Origin of the sequence: Candidatus Ruminimicrobiellum ovillum, assembly GCF_002392975.1 — a bacterium.
GTDB lineage: Bacteria > Elusimicrobiota > Endomicrobiia > Endomicrobiales > Endomicrobiaceae > Ruminimicrobiellum > Ruminimicrobiellum ovillum.
The window spans coordinates 297,178-313,488 of sequence record NZ_DGIC01000010.1 but is presented as its reverse complement, the minus strand read 5'-3'; the positions used below and the strand labels follow the sequence as shown (position 1 = coordinate 313,488).

General features: G+C 33.3%; 12 protein-coding genes. 7 read left to right on the top strand and 5 right to left on the bottom strand.

Annotated features, from left to right (window positions below):
* Positions 1 to 1,431 (top strand): TonB-dependent receptor plug domain-containing protein (locus B2Y85_RS05980; protein ID WP_372519565.1); only part of this gene is annotated, 1,431 nt, incomplete at its 5' end.
* A 55-nt stretch (positions 1,432 to 1,486) separates the two neighbouring features.
* Here the strand turns inward: B2Y85_RS05980 and B2Y85_RS05975 are convergent.
* Both B2Y85_RS05975 and B2Y85_RS05970 read right to left on the bottom strand, forming a co-directional pair.
* Entirely contained in the window at positions 1,487 to 2,788 is a 1,302-nt protein-coding gene (locus tag B2Y85_RS05975; RefSeq protein WP_372519564.1) for a M48 family metalloprotease, read from the bottom strand.
* A gap of 9 nt (positions 2,789 to 2,797) precedes the next feature.
* Positions 2,798 to 3,361: a LemA family protein gene (locus B2Y85_RS05970; RefSeq protein ID WP_372519563.1), complete on the bottom strand. Its 564-nt coding sequence runs from the start codon at positions 3,359 to 3,361 to the stop codon at positions 2,798 to 2,800.
* 110 nt (positions 3,362 to 3,471) lie between these two features.
* On the opposite strand from B2Y85_RS05970, the gene rsmA reads away from it, so the two are divergent.
* Positions 3,472 to 4,221: a 16S rRNA (adenine(1518)-N(6)/adenine(1519)-N(6))-dimethyltransferase RsmA gene (gene rsmA, locus B2Y85_RS05965; protein WP_372519562.1), complete on the top strand. Its 750-nt coding sequence runs from the start codon at positions 3,472 to 3,474 to the stop codon at positions 4,219 to 4,221.
* 41 nt (positions 4,222 to 4,262) lie between these two features.
* Here the strand turns inward: rsmA and cysE are convergent, their stop codons facing one another.
* Complete coding sequence (cysE, locus tag B2Y85_RS05960; RefSeq protein ID WP_372519561.1) at positions 4,263 to 4,907, bottom strand: serine O-acetyltransferase; 645 nt, start codon at positions 4,905 to 4,907, stop codon at positions 4,263 to 4,265.
* 64 nt (positions 4,908 to 4,971) lie between these two features.
* On the opposite strand from cysE, the gene B2Y85_RS05955 reads away from it, so the two are divergent.
* Genes B2Y85_RS05955 through B2Y85_RS05935 form a run of 5 tightly spaced genes read left to right on the top strand, consistent with a single transcriptional unit; the run spans position 4,972 to position 8,679 of the window.
* Positions 4,972 to 6,201 carry a PorV/PorQ family protein gene (locus B2Y85_RS05955; protein ID WP_372519560.1) on the top strand — a complete coding sequence of 410 codons (1,230 nt, stop codon included), beginning with the start codon at positions 4,972 to 4,974 and terminating at the stop codon, positions 6,199 to 6,201.
* Positions 6,198 to 6,761, top strand: a complete 564-nt coding sequence (locus B2Y85_RS05950; protein ID WP_372519559.1) for an AAA family ATPase — start codon at positions 6,198 to 6,200, stop codon at positions 6,759 to 6,761. The genes B2Y85_RS05955 and B2Y85_RS05950 overlap by 4 nt, the downstream gene beginning before the upstream one ends.
* A complete protein-coding gene (locus tag B2Y85_RS05945) occupies positions 6,754 to 7,992 on the top strand; it encodes an NAD(P)/FAD-dependent oxidoreductase (protein ID WP_372519558.1) in 1,239 nt (412 codons plus the stop codon). Before B2Y85_RS05950 ends, B2Y85_RS05945 begins: the two co-directional genes overlap by 8 nt.
* A gap of 22 nt (positions 7,993 to 8,014) precedes the next feature.
* Positions 8,015 to 8,281, top strand: a complete 267-nt coding sequence (locus B2Y85_RS05940) for a hypothetical protein (protein ID WP_372519557.1) — start codon at positions 8,015 to 8,017, stop codon at positions 8,279 to 8,281.
* Between the two features lie 35 nt (positions 8,282 to 8,316).
* Positions 8,317 to 8,679: a hypothetical protein gene (locus tag B2Y85_RS05935; RefSeq protein ID WP_372519556.1), complete on the top strand. Its 363-nt coding sequence runs from the start codon at positions 8,317 to 8,319 to the stop codon at positions 8,677 to 8,679.
* 12 nt (positions 8,680 to 8,691) lie between these two features.
* On the opposite strand, the gene B2Y85_RS05930 is transcribed toward B2Y85_RS05935, so the two are convergent.
* Complete coding sequence (locus tag B2Y85_RS05930; protein ID WP_372519555.1) at positions 8,692 to 9,207, bottom strand: hypothetical protein; 516 nt, start codon at positions 9,205 to 9,207, stop codon at positions 8,692 to 8,694.
* A gap of 201 nt (positions 9,208 to 9,408) precedes the next feature.
* Positions 9,409 to 16,305, bottom strand: a complete 6,897-nt coding sequence (locus B2Y85_RS05925) for an alpha-amylase family glycosyl hydrolase (RefSeq protein WP_372519554.1) — start codon at positions 16,303 to 16,305, stop codon at positions 9,409 to 9,411.
* Positions 16,306 to 16,311: the final 6 nt, after the last annotated feature.

The window sequence follows — 16,311 nt, the reverse complement described above, 5'->3', positions numbered from 1 at the left end:
GACGGTGTTTTGTACGGTTCCGGAGCACTCGGCGGCGTAATAAACATAATAACAAAAACACCTACGAAACCGCTTGAAGGCAGCATAGATGTTTCTTTCGGTTCATTCAATACACAAAATTCTAAAGTGTATGTAGGAGGATTACAAAGTAACATATTATACGAAGTTGCCGCAAACAAAATAACCAGCGACGGACATTTAGAAAATTCACAATATAACGCAACAGATTTATATGAAAAGTTGGGATATATTTTCAGGGACGGCTCTTCGTTAATTTTTGAAGCAAAACAGTTTCAAGGTGTAAAACATGAACCGGAAACAAGAACGAAAGACGGCGGTATGATTTATTTAAATAATTATTGGGAAGATTATCACAGAAATTCATATCAATTGAATTTCGATAAACTTTTTTCAAGAGGGAAATTAACGATTAGAGGATACAGAAACGAAGGTGATCACAAATTTTCAAACAATTGGCATTCAAAAGACAGTTTGACCGGTGCAATGGCAAACTATGATTGGGAAATAGGCGATAACAATTTGTTGAAATTAGGTGCTGATTATAAACAACAGGAAGGAGAGCTGTTGACTCAATCCGCAAGCGGAAGAATGAACATCGGTAATTGGAAACTTTATGAATATGCATTTTATGCTTTAGATAAACACAACTTTACCGACAAATTAACTGCAGTTGCAGGTGTAAGATACAACAACAACGAAATTTCCGGAGAACAATTTATTCCTAGAGCAGGATTGGAATATGCTTTTACCGAAAGTTTATTGGTTAAAGGTTTATACAGCAGGGGATTTAGAAGCCCTTATTTAAACGAGTTATATTTAGTTCCGGTAAGAAACGAAAAATTGGAAGCAGAAATTGTCGACAATTATGAAATAGGTGCGGAATTTAAAAAAGATGACTTTATTTTTAATGTTACCGGTTTTGTTATGAAAGGCGATAACTTAATACAAAAAGCTCCCAACAAAATGGCTCCGCCGCCGATGCTTTTACAAAATGTCGGAGAATATGAATTTAAAGGTGCGGAATTATATTTAAGTTATATATTTAACAATTTTATTGATGCACAAGCGGGATATACTTATTTTGATGCCGGAGAACATACACAAGGAAGACCTCAAGATAAAATAGATTTAAATGTAAATTTTAAAATCAGTAAATGGGCTTTGGCATTGAACGGAATGTATATAGGAAACTATTACAGTCAGGATAACAAAGCAGAAAGATTAAGTGATTTCGCCGTTGTTAGTGCAAAGTTAAGTTATGAAGTAACCGACAATATAAAATTGTTTGTTAACGGAGAAAACTTAACAAATCAGGAATACGAAATATTTTTAGACAGAGATGCAGACAATTATCCTATAGCAAAAATGCCCGGTACTGCAGTATATTTCGGAACACAAATTAAGTTTTAATTAAAGAATTGAAATATTTTTAAGAGAGCAAAATTTTTATATTTTGCTCTCTTTTTTAATATGAAAACAAACCTCTGCCGTCCATAACTTCCAGAGCTTGAATTCTTTTTTCTATCGGCGGATGTGTGCTTGATAAATTTGATAAAAAATCAAATAAACTTACTTTTTTCTTTAATGGATTTTCTATGCACATAGGTGCCACAAGTTCATTGTTATTAACTTTACCGTTAAGAACGTCAACTATAGGAGAATTATTAATCTTTCTAAGTGCGGAAATCAATGCTTGCGGATTTCTTGTTAAAAGAGCGGATTTTGCATCCGCCTGAAATTCCCTTGTTCGTGACACGGCAAACCTTATCAACGGAGCCACAACATACCCATACAAAAGAAAAGCCAATCCGATTAACAATAATATTGCTCCGCCCTTATCGTTACTTTTTCTTGAAGATCTTCCTCTGCCAAGAGATCTAACCATAATATAGCCGACATATGTAAAAAAACCGATTAATAATGTGACTATCATCATAAGCTTTGTATCTTGATGAAGAATATGTGCAACTTCATGAGCTATAACCGCTTCAAGTTCGGAATTATCTAATGTTTCTATCAATCCTTTTGTAAGTATTACGGCACAATTATTTTTGTTTGTTCCTACAGCAAAAGCATTTAAACCCTTTTCGTATTCCATTATGTAAAGATTCGGTGTCGGTATTCCCGCCGTTATAGATACATTTTCTAAAATTCTACTTACTTGCTTTTTTGCGTCTTGCTGAATAATAAGTTCGATTTCGCGAGTTATAAACGCTTCAAGTCTGGATCTGTCTGCTGTTTCTATAAAGCTTTTTGTAAGTATTACGGCACTGTCTGCTTTGGTTCCGACAATCAAAGATTTTCTTCCTAATTCATCTTCAACAATATATAAATTCGGCGTCGGTATTTTTGCTTTTACTGATATATTTTCTAAAATTTGTTTTATTTCTTCGAGCGGTATTTTTGGTTTCAAAGTATCTTTTTTTATGGATAAAGTTTCCAACTTTCTTTTGATATCATCGTTGTAACTAACAGGTTCTCTTTGTATTTTTATTGCGTTTACCGTATTTATTATCATATTACAGCCTTCAAAAAAAGCTATAACCGTCCATAAGGTAGAAACCAGAATACATGCAATAAACAATATCCAATAATTATTAATAATTTGGATAAATACGGAACTATTATCAACTCTCATTTCGGGGAATAGTAAAAGCGCGACATATAATGCGACAAACATTAACACCAACAGACTTACAGGAAACAATAAAATTAACAAGACTGTTTTTCTTTTATTATTTTCGATATAATCGTAAGTTGTTATCATAATAATTTATTAAAATGATACTTTTACCGCTTTTCTTTCTTCTTCGTTTTCCAAGTTGAAAAATTGACCTTTTTCAAAATTGAAGAAATTTGCAATTATGTTGCTGGGGAACATTTCTATTTTAGTATTTAAAGCCAAAACATTTGTGTTATAGAATCTTCTTGAAGACTGAATTTTGTTTTCTGTATCTACAAGTTCTCTCTGCAATTCCAAAAAGTTTACATTTGCTTTTAAATCGGGATAATTTTCACTTAATGCAAATAAAGATTTTAATGTTCCGCTCAAAAAGTTTTCCGATTTAGCCTGTTCTTCTATGGTTTTGTTACTTGCAGACATCGCCATATTTCTTGCTTTTATAACCGCTTCCAATGTTGATTTTTCGTGTGCGGCATATCCTTTAACAACTTCAACCAAGTTCGGTATTAAATCGTATCTTCTTTTTAATAAAACATCTATATCACTCCAAGCTTCTTTCATTCTGTTTCTCAGTAAAATTAATCTGTTATAGGTTGACCACAAAAAAATAACTGCAATAACAACTAACACACATAAAACTATTAAAGCAATAAGCATTTTGGTTCTCCTTTTAATAAAATTTTACTCAGCAATATTATATCATACTTTTACAAAATTTTTTGATATTTTATATAATAAATCTAGTTAATAAAAATCGGAGTTTTTACATGAGACAACCGCACGGACAAAATTTTTTAACGGATAAAAATATTGCTCACAGAATTGTTGAAAGTGCAGATATACAAAAAAACGATACGGTTATAGAAATCGGACCGGGTAAAGCAGCACTTACCGACATTTTAAAAGATTATACCGATAACCTTATTGCTGTCGATATAGATTCAAATTTAGCACAAGCATTACAAACAAAATATAAAGACAATAAAAATATTACCATAATAAACAGAGATTTTCTAAAGTTTGATTTACCCGACACAAAATTCAAAATTGTTGCAAATCTTCCTTACAATGTGGGAACGGCAATAGTTCAAAAATTTTTACCGAACAAGAATTTTGTTTCCGGCGTAATAATGTTACAGAAAGATGTTATTACAAGACTTATTAGTAACGAAGGAACAAAAGATTACGGTTACATTTCTTTATTCAGACAATATTATGCCGATGCGGAGTTTTTGTTTGATGTTCCTCCGGGATGTTTTAATCCGAAACCTAAAGTTATGTCTGCCGTGGCAAAATTTTATAACATATATCCTCAAGAACCGAATACAAAACTTTTTCCGTTAATAAAACATTGCTTTACAATGAGAAGAAAAACAATGTTAAACTGTTTATCGACATTTTTAAAATCAGATAAAATACAAACAGCAAAACTTTTAACGGACAACAACATAGATGTAATGCTTCGTCCGGACAAACTTACTTTAGACCAGTACAAAATGTTAGCAACAACTTTGTAGTTCTGTCGTTCAAACTATAAGCTATAAGCTTTAAGCTCATATTATTTTTTTTCTAATTGATTGATTCTTTCTTCGAGTTTTCTTTGTTCGTTAAGAACATATTTCATTGCATCTGCAACAGGATCGGGAAGTTTGGAATGTTCCAATTTTGTGATTTCGTCTTGAGTATTTCCCATACTTACTCTTGCGGGAATACCGACAGCCGTAGCGTTTGCGGGAACACTGTGCGTTACAACGGATGCCGCACCGATTCTGGCATTATCCCCTATAGTTATTGCTCCCATAACAATAGCATTTGAACCGACAATAATGTTATTACCCAATGTAGGATGTCTTTTGGTTTTTTCCAAAGATGTTCCGCCCAAAACTACACCTTTATACAACAAAACATCGTTTCCTATTTCGGTAGTTTCCCCTATAACGATTCCCATTCCGTGATCTATAAAGAATCGTCTTCCTATTTTTGCTCCCGGATGAATTTCTATACCGGTAAAAAATCTTGTTATATGAGATAATAATCTTGCTAAAAAGAAAAATTTGTGTTTCCACAAATAATGTGCAAACCTGTGCGACCATATAGCATGAAGTCCCGGATAGCATAAAACCACCTCTAACCAAGATCTTGCCGCAGGATCTTTTTGAAAAACAGTTTGAACATCTTCTTTTAATAATTGAAATTTACCCATAGGTTAATTATACAAAAAAATATCTTCTTTTGTATATTAAAAAAATATGTTAAAATATGAGATTATGAGATATCTTAAAAGTTTGTTTATCATGTTTGCATTGATTTTCTTTTCTTATGCAAATGCACAAGCCTTTTTCTCAAAAGATGATATAGGTTCAACAACAGCACAATTTTTAAAGCTCGGTATAGGTGCAAAAAGTGCGGGTATGGGAAATGCCGTTACAAGCGTTTATAATGGAACGGATGCCGTTTATTGGAACCCCGCAAACTTAAATTATGCCGAAAAGAAAGAACTTTCTTTTTCTCATACAATATGGTTTGAAGACGTAAACTACGAATGGTTGGCTTTTGTTTTACCTACTTCCGAATACGGAGTTTTCGGGTTAGGCATGCAGTATGTTTCTTACGGAAATATAGATAAAATAGACAATCAACAAATTTCCGACGGTTCAATATCTCCTTTGGATATGGCATTATACTTATCTTATGCAAACTCTAACGGAAATTTGGATTTCGGTTTGAATTTAAAATATATTTATTCAAAAATAGAACAATCCGCTTCTGCGATAGCATTGGATTTGGGTGCCAAATATAATTTAACCGATAAAATTGCTGTCGGTGCCGCACTTACAAATTTCGGTACGGAGATGAAATTTGATAAAGAGACGGAGTCTTTACCTTTGTTATTTAAGATCGGAGCTTCATATTTTGTAATTAACGATTGGCTTGTTTCTTTAGATTTAAATTTTCCTAACGATAACGAAGTATATGTTAATTTCGGAACACAATACAACATTGAAATTGCGGAAAACTTAAATTTTGATTTAAGAGCAGGTTATGAAGGAAGGAACAAAGATATTCCCGGGTTTAATTGGATAAATCTCGGGTTTGGTTTAGAATATTTGGATTATGTGTTCGATTATGCTTTTGTTCCCTACGGTGATATTGGAATGACTCACAGATTTTCTTTCAGTATAAAGTTCGGTAAAACGGTAGAAAAGAATAATACGGTATCGCCGACCGAGACGACACCTTCCGTAGAAGTGCAAACCGAGACAAAAGAACCGGAAAAATCCGCAGAAAAAACCGATACACCGAAACAAACAACACAAACTCGGCAACAGCCGGAAATAACGGAAACTTCTAAACCGGCAGAAAAAACTGCTGCACAAAAACAGCAAGTTGCACCGCAAACAGAAAAAAAAGAAACTGTTGAAAAAGCAGAAAAAACAAATACAACACAACAACAAACAAAAAAAGTTAATACGCAAACACAGGCAGGGAAAAAATGATTATAGGATTAACAGGATCGTATTGTTCGGGTAAAGACACAGTTGCAGATTACATTGTTAAAAATAACGGTTTTACACATTTTTCGTTGTCGGATGAAATAAGACTTTTAATGAAAGAGCAGGGGATAGAACCTACAAGAGAAAATTTAATTAAGTTCGGAACACAATTAAGACAAGATAACGGTAACGGAGTGTTGGCAAAATCCGTTATGAAAAAATTTGAAGACGGTAAAGATTATTGTATTACTTCAATAAGACACAGTGAAGAAGTAAAAACATTTAAAACAATAAAGAATTTCGTTTTAATAAATGTAGATGCTCCCCAAAAAATAAGATTCGACAGAATGCAACAAAGAAAAAGACCGGGCGATCCGCAAACATTGGAAAAATTTATTGAACTTGAACAAAAAGAATCGCAATCTTCGGGTTCAGGTCAACAAGTTGCATTGTGCTGCACAATGGCAGACCTTGTTTTTGTTAATGATACAAACGATATAAATTTACTTTATTCAAAGATAGATAATCTTTTAAAAGATTTAAAATCAAAATATCATGAATAATGCAGATGTTATAGTAATAGGTGCGGGGGCTTCCGGGCTTATTGCCGCGGGTATTTCCGCGCAACAAGGGAAATCCGTTCTGTTACTGGAAAAGAAAACAAGACCTGCAATAAAACTTTCCATTACCGGTAAAGGCAGGTGCAATGTTACAAACAGTGCAGATTTAAAAGAGTTTGTCGATAGTTTCGGTAATAACGGCAAATTTTTATATAGTGCATTCGGCAAATTTTTTAATACCGATACCATTAACTTTTTTGAAGAGTTAGGGGTAAAATGTAATTTGGAACGAGGCGGAAGATATTTTCCCGAAAGCAATGATGCTCACGATGTAGTAAATGCTTTAATAAAATTTGTTAAGAATAACAATGTAAAAATTATTACCGGCAGCGAAGTAACAAAATTTGTTTGTAAAGATAAAAAAATAGAAAGTGTTTTATTAAAAAACGGCACACAATATTCCGCAACAAAATTTATTTTAGCAACGGGCGGAAAATCTTATCCGTTAACCGGTTCAACCGGTGACGGTTACAATTTAGCAAAGAGCGTGGGGCACACTATAATAAAACCGCAACCTGCACTTGTTCCTTTAGTGTCCGACGATAAAAATTTAAAAAAATTAAATAAATTAAAACTTAAAAATATTGAAATTTCAGTTTTGGCAGATAACAAAGTTATAACAAAACTGTTCGGAGAAATAGAGTTTACAATTTTCGGGTTAACAGGTCCTTTAATTCTTACGATAAGTTCGCAAGTGTTTTCTTTGCTTGAACAGAAAAAGCTTGTTGAAATATCCGTAAATTTAAAACCTGCTTTAGACGACAAACAGTTGGACGACAGACTTGTAAGAGAGTTGAACAACTTCGGTAATTTGCCCGTAAGAAACATGTTAAAAACTCTTTTACCGATACAGATGATAGAACCGTTTATGGATAAAAATAATATAAAATGGACAGAAACTTGTTCCGCAATAAACAAAGAAAAAAGAAAAAAAATATTTGACGGATTAAGAAATATAAAATTCAAAATTATCTCCACAAGACCTATAGATGAAGCCATTATTACAAAAGGCGGAATTTCGTTAAAAGAAGTGGAACAAAGCACAATGAAATCAAAGTTAATAGAAAATCTTTATTTTTGCGGAGAAATTTTAGATATAGACGGACCGACCGGCGGATTTAATTTGCAAGCGGCATTTTCTACCGGATATTTGGCCGGAAAAACGGAGGAATAGAGGGATAGAAGGGAGTATTTATATGAGTGTTTTTGAAATAATAATGTTATTATCTTTTGCAAGTGCATGGCCTTTTTCAATTTATAAAAGTTACACTTCAAGACAAAATGCGGGTAAAAGTCTTTTATTTATGTATGTTGTGGAACTTGGATATGTTGCGGGTTTGTTTCATAAATATTTTTATAATATGGATGGCGTTTTTTATCTGTATTTATTTAATTTTCTGTTAGTATTAGTAGATATTTGTTTATATTACAGAAATTTGTTAATCGCAAAAAAAATTATATAATGAATATAAGTTAAAACTTTTTCGGAGGCCAAAAAATGAGTAGGGCAATGATGATATACTTTGTAGCTTATTTAATAGCAAATTTTGCTGCAATAATGCTTACAGCAGCAATAGTAAACGGTATCCGTTACGATACCATAAAACTTTTCTTTTTTGCAATACTTATAACCGTTTTTCAATTTGTTTTAGAACATTTTTTCAAACTTGATATAATTTTAACCATATTTATTTATCCTATTATATACATGTTTGCAATATACATTTTTTCAAAAATTACAAAACTTGTACGAGTAGAAGGATTTGGTGCCTCAATAAAAGCTGCTCTTATGACAGTTTTTTTTCAACTTTGCACAAAAGCTCTGTTTGCCTGGAAATTAGCAAGAATTTTTAATATATAATTAAAATTAATGTTAATGGTTGGAATAGAGTTGTGAAGTTTCGGCTTCGGCGATAATATCGTATATCCCTTCAATTTCTTCTATTGTCATACCGTCTTTACAGTAAGCGGAATAATATCCGTTTGACGCAGCCATATTCATAACATAGATTTTATCTTCCGTTCCTCTGATTTTTAAAGGAACGGCACCTTTCAACATAATTTCTTTATTTACAGGATATTCTATATATACTCCGCTAATATCACCGTCATTGGCAAGTTTTTCGGTATCTGTTTTTCTAACACAAACAGTTCTTGTTTCATCCAACGGATAATTTATTTCTATCATATTTTTCATTGCTCTGACATCACATTTTGAAAGTTTTAACGGAAATGTAAAACCTGCAACAAGCGATGCTTGTTCAAAGTCCGTCCCGCAATCCGTCCAAGGATTTGCCATACCTATAAGCTTAGTTTTTTCTTCAACAACTTTTCCCGAACAACCGACTAAAACAACGAATGTTAATAATAAAAATATTATTTTTTTCATATAAAGCTCCAAGTTAAACAATTTTTATGATAATTTATATTTAATGTCGTTGTCGTTTAAGACCTTAAGATTTTATGTTAGAATGAAGCAACTAACGAATGAAGTGTACGTAAAAGTAAGCGTCAGCGATTGGTACTCGATTGAGCCAAATACAAAGTTATAATTTAAAAGATAAATCCGTTTAGCCAAAACAATAAAAAATTATGCGGCAGAAAGAATAGCTTTAATGTTTTGTACTTCTTCGCCGTTTATCAAAATTTGTGCAAAATTAATTTCGGGAACATCTATAACAAACAATTGCAATAAGTCTGCCAAAGCCAAAGCTTTATCTTGCGGTTTAGTTTCGGTATTATTCACTGCTTCAAATAATACATTTATTTGTTCTCTTAAAGGACGATTGCCGTCCGTATCGGATAAACCGTCAATTTTTACACCGGCAACCTTTTCCAATGCTTTTATGTAAGGAATTTCGTCTTTGCCATAAACATCTTCTGTTTCTATACCGGACTCAAAACATAATAATCTTGCTTCAACAAGAGCTAATGCATAATTTTCAAAATCATCCGTATTCGAATATTCTTTTTTAACATACTTTTTAAATTCGGTAGTTTCAAGAATACCTTGCACTATAGCGCCAAACTGTTTTAAAACAATTTTTCCTTTCTGTTCATTTTTATAATTAACTAAAGCGTCAAGCAATTCGCCTTTTAATATCGGCGTTTCGGCGAGTTTTATTTGTCTTGTTGCACCCGACAACGATTTATAACTCACATAAACATTTAATGCCGCTTCTATAAGTTTATCGTCAACATTTTCACCTTTTCTTACTGCCGAAAGCAACTTGTAGAAAACAGCCGAATTTTCTTCCTGTATATAATATCCTTTTTCAGTCGCAGCAAGTCTCCCGGTATCTGCAGCTTCTGACAAAGTAGCGGCAATACGGCTTCTGTTACCGAGTCTTGCTCTTAAAAACTTTACCGGATTAAAACTGAAACCATCATCGGAATGTTCGGCAAAATCCACAAGCCATCCGGGAATTATAACAGTTTGTGCCTTTTCAAATCTTTTTATCGTATCCACTACATCCGATGGCATTATACTATCGGGAGAAATTGAATTTTTATCAACATAAAACAATATCGTTGCATCTTCCGGATAAGTCCGTTTATCGTTCATATCCGACAACGAAACGTTTACTATATCTTCATTTCTAAACTTAAAATCCGACATTTTATTTTCGGTATCAAGTTGAACACCGATATAACCTGATCGAGTTAAAACATTTAACACTTTTTCAATATTGTTCACTGCCGTTTCAATATTTTGTACTGCAAACGCATTGTTTGTGTCAATTCTTTCAAATTGTAAAATTACACCTTCAACAGCAACAAATTCATTTTTGTTTAAAATATATTTTGAAGAAGACATTTTATCCGTTAACGAAGATATATCAAAGTTTAATTCATCGTTTGTAATTCTGTGTGTAAGTACTACTCTAATATTTTTATTATGTGCTTCCATAATTAAAGTTCTTAATGTTTCTGTAGATAGTTGACTTGAAACAACTATTGTATCGAAATTTTTACCCACAGTTTCGGCAACCCTGTTTTGTACAGATTCAATAGAAGAAAGTTCATCTTCAAAAACATAGTCCATATTTATCGGCATTTTTTTCATTGCCTTAACTCTTTCTTCACTTCTTTCGGATTGTAAAGCAATTTCAATATTTTCAAATATCGGCATTTCCGGATTTACCGGAATTATTTTATCAGATAATCTTCCGAGCAAGACTTTTCCTTGTTCGGTTTCTTTAACTCTTTCTTCAAATATAATGCGGTTTGTACCGTTATTACTTAAAGCATCGAAAATATCGGTAGAGTCGGCATTTGAGAGAATTGAAGTAAAGTATACATCAATATTTTCCCCGATCGACATTTTTGCGGTTGTAAAACCGAGCGAGTCATCTTTCTTTATATTTTCCGGGAAGAGATTATCGTCAACATAATTTGCTATAACCGCAACTTTAACACCCATATCGGAAAGCTCTTCAATTCGATTGCGAACAACATTGTTATATTCGGATGTGTTTATTACATAAGTTGTCGCATCGAGTTTTTTTATTTGTCTTTTTATTGTAACCGTTTTTATAAAATTTTTTGTCCGCTCAATAAAAGAGTATATAACAGCTTCAATATTATTAAGCATATGTAAAACAATGTTTACGGCTTTTCCGGTTATAGTTGCACCGCCTGCAAGAGTAGTAGCTTTTATTATAAATGCCAACCTGTTTTCCATAAAAAGTTTCAGATTTTCGTTTCCGCTTATGAACTGTTTATGTTTGTCGAGAAATTCTTTTTGTGTCATTGTTCTGCTTACAATCGCCATCATATCACCGAGTTCACGAAAAGGTGCAACAAAAATCGAATAAATGTCTTTAATTGCATTTTTTAAAGGTCCTGATTTTATATTTTCAATAAAATTCGGATATGATACTGTAAGTGCCGCTCTTAAAGGTTCATCGACACTTTCTGTTTTTTGCTCATTGCTTTTATATAATACAACTGCCTCGCCCGGCATTACGACATATACATTGTTGTAAACTTCGTTTCCCTGTGCCGATAAATCTAAATCTCTTGTAGAACAATAAACCCGCCACGGACCTGTTTTTTGTGAAGAAGGAAGTTTCCAATGAATAGGGGTGTCTGTCATATTCATCAAAACCACAGTATCATCATCGTAAATACCATATTCTTTAAGACGATCTCCCGAAATCATAAAACCGAAATGTTGTTCCTGCCAATCTTGAGATTGTGCTTCTCCGCCATCGGGATGCAACCACGCAATATCTTTATCACCGTTTTCATTTACCGCTTTTCCGGATAAAGGTTTCCATTTAGAACTATCCAAAGAAGGATGTTCCGCACGATATTTCGCAAGTGCTCCCATATATTTTGCCAACGGTGCCTGATTATCCCAGCGCATATTCAAATATTCGTTGCTTTGATTATACGGATTATTGTTTCCGTGCTGTGTTCTTAAAAATTCATCTCCCATAGAAAACATTACCGGGCCTTGGCAAAAAGATAAAATTGTCATAGCTGCGGCAACATATTCACCTATATGTTCATTATCGTATCCCAACCCCATACCGTACTCGTTAGGACCGTCATTATTGTTCCACCCGTTATCAAGATTATTTTTTTCACGAACAGCCAAAAGTTGAGCATAAGGATGACCGTCGTGTGAACCCATATAATAAACATAAGGTTGTCTTCTGCTGCCTACTTCATTGGGATCGGCAATAGCGGCAGCAAGAGCTCCAGGACCTGACCTTCCCATTATAAAATTACGAATTGCTTCTCTTATTCCGCTGTTCCATGTAAAAATATCTTTATGGAAATCGTCGGTAAAATAAGAGCTTACACCTTTTACACCGCCTGTTGCCATATATCCTTCGGCCACTACATCTATACCCTCTTTTTCTTTTATTGTTGAAAGAATTGCACTGTTATTAAATATTTGCATATATGCCGAATTAGGATCGAATTCTCTTGTTTCTTCATTTCTTGCTGCAGCAGCCATCAAATCGTGTCGAAACAAACGGACACCCATAAGAGCATACATTTCTTTATATTTTGTCATCATATTAAGCACTACGGGGTTGTTTGTATTGAAAGCATTTCCGCAACCGGAAGCATCGTCGTAGCCGGCCTTATTGTTGGGATTAAGCAAATAATAAGTTGAATTATCCAACAGTCTGTAACATAAAGAAGGATCTGTTTGAGCAGAACCTTCTCCCGTATGGTTATCAACCACGTCCATCCCGAAACGGATACCGTTTTTGCTTAATTTTCCTATAGTTTCTTTCAAAGTTATTAAATTTTCCTGCGGGTTTGACGGATCACCGAAATCCGGATTTAAAGCAAAAAATGTTACCGTTTGATAACCGGAATTATTTCTTAAACCTCTTTCATGAGAATACGGATCGTTTGCATCGGACTGTATCGGTTGAACTTCAACCGTATTTATTCCTATGGATTTTAAATGTTCAATAACATCATCGTCCGCAAGACCTTGCAATCTGCCTCTTTTTTCTTGCGGTAAATCTTGTTTTAAAGCGGTAAAACCGCCTACATGCAATTCATAAATAACAGGCCTTTGACTCTCTAATAAAACCGGAGGTTTTACCGTCTCAACGGAATCCAATTTTCTTAAATCCACAACGATAGATTTAGGGACAAAAGGTGCGGAATCTCTTGTATCGGGCTTATACAAATTCCCTTTTTCGCACACTATTAAAGAATCGTCAAAAACAAAACGGGATTCCTGTTGGAACGAAAAGGGATCTACCGCAAGTTTGTTCGGATTAAAATAATGTCCGTTTTGCGGTTCGTACGGGCCGTGTGCACGAAAACCGTATCTTTGTCCCGGCTTTATATTGGGAAGATAAATATTCCAAACGTCTTTTTTATTTTTAGACATTTCGTATCTTGTTTCGTTGCCTTGTTCATCAAAAAGACATAATTCCATTTTTTCGGCATTTTTAGAATATACTCCGAAATTGGTACCCTGCCCGTCATAAATAGCACCAAGCCCGTTTCGTTTCATCAACTCATAAATGCTGGTTGTTATATATTTATCTTTTGTAAATTGAATTTCCGAACGGGAAGCTACTGCTTTTGCATTATGAAACATATGTAAAACGTAGTTTACGGCTTTTCCTAAAATATTGTTTCCGCCGAACATAACGGTAGTTTTTATTATCGAATCAAGGGCTCGTTCCATAACCATTCTTGTATTTTCATCACCATTTACATATTGTTTATGTTTTTCAAGAAAATCTTTCTGTGTAATTGTACCGCTTACTATTGATGCCATATCATTAAGTTCTTTAAAAGGAACTATAAAAATGGAATAAAAATTTTCAACGGCAACAGCCAACGGTTTAAATTTAATTTTTGATGCAAGAGATGATTTATAAATTGAAAGTAACGGTTTACCATTATTATTTTCTATTAAAGCAATTTTGGTTTCTATATATTTTCTTTGTTCCGTAGAAAACTTTTGTGCGGCATTTTTTAATAAATTTATAGTTTGTTCATTCAAATAATTTTTATTTAAGGTATCAAACACGGCATCAATTTCACTGTTAGTAACGTTGTGTCTTACAGACAAAATTAAAAAGTCTATTACTGCATTTTGAACCGCAATACCATCGCTAACGTCTGTTTCGGTAACAGAAGCAGGTGTTTCTTCTTCTATCGGTTCGTTTTCATAAAATACTTTACCGTTTTTAATTGTAAGTTTTTGACCATTAGCATTTATATATATTGTGTCCGGATTAATTTCTATATTTTCTATTTCTACAACTTTTTTCCCGTAACCTGAATTTATTGTATCTTCTATAATTTTTGCATCAAGCATTTTGTTTGCTTGAAGCTTTCTTAAAGTTTGTTCGGAAAAAATTATGGTAAATACGGCTTTAACGGGATCTACCGACAACGGAGACATTTCAAAAACTGCAGATTTTTTAATAAAGTCAAACGCATTTCTTTCAAACATTGATGCTTGACGGGTAATTATGGAATTGTATACTTTATCGTATTCGGAAATTGTGCCGACCGTTTCCGGGGTAATAACGACATAACTTTGTTTTTTATCTTCAAGAAGTTTTGAAATTCCCGCCGTATGGAACCCGCCGGAAATTATAACATCTATTTTTGCAGCGTTTTTTAACATGTTTTCAGCATTGCTATTACGTACGGGTTTTACTTTTGATATATTTTTATCGTTTCCGGTAACGATAGATTTAACAAAATATTCGTCACGGTCGGTATTTACCGAATAGAACTTTTCTGCCGTATCAATAGAACTTTTTAAAGCATCAAGATTAGAAGAAACTATATATTTGTTTAATATACGTTCAAACTCACTAAAAGCATAGTTATAATTTTTATATTCTCTGTAATTTATTTTGTTTTGTAACAAAGATTCGAAAATCGAAACAAATCTTTCCAGAAACAAAACTTCTTGTTCGCTTAAAGTCATTGACGATTTGTTTCTTATTTCGTTTACAAACATTTCTTCTTGACGAACAAAATCGATAGGGTTTGTTTGTGAATTGAGCAGAATATATGAAGAAAGCAATTTTATTTGCGGAAAATTTTCATAATCTTTTGTTTTTTGTAAATATTTACTTAATTCAAGATAAAAAACTTTTTTTGTTTCGGGAGATTTTGATAGTTCGGTAAGTGCTTTATATTCTGCAAAAGATAATTCTTTTTTCAATAAATTTACGGCATTTGCCGTTTCTTTGGATATGGTATCGGTATTGATTTTGTTTCTTATCGAAAGAATTTGTTTAAACAAAGAAAGTTGCGGATATTTATCTGTATTTATACCGTATTTACGTGCAAACTTAAATAAAGTTTTAAAATATTTTTCTGTGACAATTTCGTTTTTCTTATGTTTTTGAGACAGTTCGAGAATTTTTTTATTATCTTTGCCGTAGTTCTTCTGCCCGAGAAGCTCTATTTGGCGGTGTAACGGTAAAAGTTGTGCTTCAACAATTGACTGATTCCTTTTCATTTCAGCAAGTCTTAAAAGATTTGCGGAATATGCACTGAAATTTTCGGCACCTTTTAAAATATTTGTTTTGTTTTCCGTAACGGAAAAATATTCCGCACCGGACAATTCCCCTACGGACATCATTGCTTCAATAAAAGCTTTCTTGGTTGAATTGTCGGATATATCGGCAAGCCATTTTGTGCTTAGTTTTCCTTGCGGAGCACCTTCAACATAAATATCGGATATACCATAGTTTTTATCCAAATAGGAAAGTATTGAAGATATATTTTTTTGTGTTTGATAGTCGCCATGCAAATCTTGAATTTGAACTATAACTTTTGATGTTGAAAAATCCGCAGAGTTTGTAACTTTTCCTAAATTGAAAGGAATTGCATTTTCAACATATGCGGGATATACCGAATTTACAGGTATTGTTGCCGGTGCGGCAAAACCGGAAATGCCGGATGACGACAGGATTAATCCCATCGTTATAAAAACAGATATGCACTTGTTTAGCAAAGTTTTTTTCAAAAGCAT

What these genes read in the sequence shown, in the direction of transcription:
- B2Y85_RS05940 (WP_372519557.1), top strand. Translation starts at nt 8,015, where the DNA reads ATGAGTGTTTTTGAAATAATAATGTTATTATCTTTTGCAAGTGCATGG.
- rsmA (WP_372519562.1), top strand. Translation starts at nt 3,472, where the DNA reads ATGAGACAACCGCACGGACAAAATTTTTTAACGGATAAAAATATTGCT.
- cysE (WP_372519561.1), bottom strand. Translation starts at nt 4,907, where the DNA reads ATGGGTAAATTTCAATTATTAAAAGAAGATGTTCAAACTGTTTTTCAA.
- B2Y85_RS05950 (WP_372519559.1), top strand. Translation starts at nt 6,198, where the DNA reads ATGATTATAGGATTAACAGGATCGTATTGTTCGGGTAAAGACACAGTT.
- B2Y85_RS05935 (WP_372519556.1), top strand. Translation starts at nt 8,317, where the DNA reads ATGAGTAGGGCAATGATGATATACTTTGTAGCTTATTTAATAGCAAAT.
- B2Y85_RS05930 (WP_372519555.1), bottom strand. Translation starts at nt 9,207, where the DNA reads ATGAAAAAAATAATATTTTTATTATTAACATTCGTTGTTTTAGTCGGT.
- B2Y85_RS05970 (WP_372519563.1), bottom strand. Translation starts at nt 3,361, where the DNA reads ATGCTTATTGCTTTAATAGTTTTATGTGTGTTAGTTGTTATTGCAGTT.
- B2Y85_RS05955 (WP_372519560.1), top strand. Translation starts at nt 4,972, where the DNA reads ATGAGATATCTTAAAAGTTTGTTTATCATGTTTGCATTGATTTTCTTT.
- B2Y85_RS05945 (WP_372519558.1), top strand. Translation starts at nt 6,754, where the DNA reads ATGAATAATGCAGATGTTATAGTAATAGGTGCGGGGGCTTCCGGGCTT.
- B2Y85_RS05975 (WP_372519564.1), bottom strand. Translation starts at nt 2,788, where the DNA reads ATGATAACAACTTACGATTATATCGAAAATAATAAAAGAAAAACAGTC.